Annotated in this window: 2 protein-coding genes and 1 pseudogene; 2 read left to right on the forward strand and 1 reads right to left on the reverse strand. The window is 71.6% G+C overall.

Annotated elements, in window-relative coordinates:
* Positions 1-352, reverse strand: a pseudogene (locus G6026_RS11055) (hypothetical protein); the annotation flags it as partial.
* Positions 353-558: 206 nt separating this feature from the next.
* Here G6026_RS11055 and sigE point away from each other — a divergent pair.
* Complete coding sequence (gene sigE, locus G6026_RS11060) at positions 559-1,182, forward strand: RNA polymerase sigma factor SigE (RefSeq protein WP_107756748.1); 624 nt, start codon at positions 559-561, stop codon at positions 1,180-1,182.
* A 118-nt stretch (positions 1,183-1,300) separates the two neighbouring features.
* Complete coding sequence (locus tag G6026_RS11065) at positions 1,301-1,720, forward strand: zf-HC2 domain-containing protein (RefSeq protein WP_182613208.1); 420 nt, start codon at positions 1,301-1,303, stop codon at positions 1,718-1,720.
* The last annotated feature ends 77 nt before the right edge of the window (positions 1,721-1,797 follow it).

A 1,797-nucleotide genomic window follows, 5' to 3' on the forward strand; every position in this document is an offset into this window, starting at 1 on the left:
CGGACGCGGGGTGGCCGGCGTCCCGCACCGCGGCCCGCGCCGCCTCGAGGTGATGAGGATCGTCGGTGATGCAGGTGACCACGGTGCCCGAGCCCTGCCCGGTCGCGGCCAGGATCGCCAGGGCGGGGACGCCGGGAGCGGGGGAGATGCACACCGCGGCCCGGGCTCCGGTCAGTCTCGCGACCAACCGGATCACCTCGGCGGTCAACGCGTCCGGGGAGGCGGCACCCAGTTCGGCCGCCTCCGCGCGTGCGGGGGCGTAGAGGGAGTCGTCGACCAGACCGGCACTGCGGCGCGCGAGATCGGTGAGCCGGGAACGGTCGGTGGCGGGGACGTCAGTCGAATCGGACACCTGGTCAGCGTATCGCCGCGTGCGCGTACGACGTGTCCAACGCGCGGTGATCGGATCGGTATGAGACTCTCAGGGGGATCTCAGTACGGGTATACCGTGAGAACAGCCCGATGAGGGAGGGTGGGACCACGTCGCTCCACGAGGGTGCGGCGGAAGACCGCGCGGGCGACTTGCGAGGATCCCGCGCCGGAAGGCGGCGGCAGCGCATGTACTCGCAGACCGTGCACGAGACGTCGATCGTCCCCGGCGGGGACCACGATGAGGCGGTGGGGACCGCACGCTTCGACGCGAGCGGTGATGCCGCGGACATGCCGTCCTGGTCCCAACTCGTCGCCCAGCACGGGGACAGGGTCTACCGTCTGGCCTTCCGGCTCTGCGGAAACGCCCACGACGCGGAGGACATCACCCAGGAGGCGTTCATCCGGGTGTTCAGGTCCCTGGACAAGTACAAGCCGGGCACCTTCGAGGGGTGGATGCACCGCATCGTCACCAACCTCTTCCTCGACATGGCGCGGCGCCGAGGCCGCATCCGCTTCGAGGCTCTCCCCGACGACGCCGAGCGGGTGCCGGGCCGGGAACGCAGTCCGGAGCAGGTCCTCTCGGAGGAGACCTTCGATCCGGTGCTCCAGACCGCCCTGGCCAACCTCTCACCCGAGTTCCGCGCGGCGGTGGTGCTGTGCGACATCGAGGATCTCAGTTACGAGGAGGTCGGACGGATCCTCGGCGTGAAGATGGGGACGGTCCGAAGCCGGATCCATCGGGGACGGTCCGCCCTGCGGGCCGAACTCGAGGCGGCCGGCGTGACCGGGGTGCACCAGGGCATCGACTGATCTCTCCGGGTCTGCGGGGAACCAGCGGCGCCCTCGGCGCGTTGAGCCCCTCGGACGGTGGGAGCGCCGGGTGCCGGCCGGATCAGGTACAGAGGAAGACGGACGAGAAGGGGCGAGGGTGGACCGATACCAGGCGGGACGCGGTCCCGCCCCCGAGTACCGGTTGTCCCGGGATTCGGTCCGTGAAGTGGCGGAGAGCACTCCGCCTCCCCGTGGGGGACACCACTTCCTCTCCACCGACCACCTCTCCACCGAGGCGGCGGCGGCGTACGTCGACGGGTGCCTCCCCTCCGCCGGAAAGGTCCGCGCGGACGCCCATCTCGCGCTGTGCCCGCAGTGCCGCCGCGAGGTGACCGAACAGCAGGACGCTCGTCGGGCTCTTCGCGGGTCCGGCCCCATCCACATGCCCGGGGATCTGCGGGAGCGACTCCGACGTCTCGGGGAGGGCGCGTCCGAGGACGTCCCCCGGGTCACGGAGCCCTCGTCGGGCAGCCGGTGGTCGAGACTCCTGCGCCGCCTGCGCCCGCCCGGCCGTTAGGCTGGGTCGCGTGGAGGATGAGAATGGAGTGCCCGGTCCGGTGGGGCGGGGCGCGGACCCCGATCGACCACTCCGCG

It is taken from the genome of Dietzia sp. DQ11-38-2, assembly GCF_014145055.1.
Taxonomy (GTDB): domain Bacteria; phylum Actinomycetota; class Actinomycetes; order Mycobacteriales; family Mycobacteriaceae; genus Dietzia.

Excerpts from the sequence above, each read along its gene's own strand:
- sigE (WP_107756748.1), top strand. The coding sequence starts at position 559 with ATGTACTCGCAGACCGTGCACGAGACGTCGATCGTCCCCGGCGGGGAC.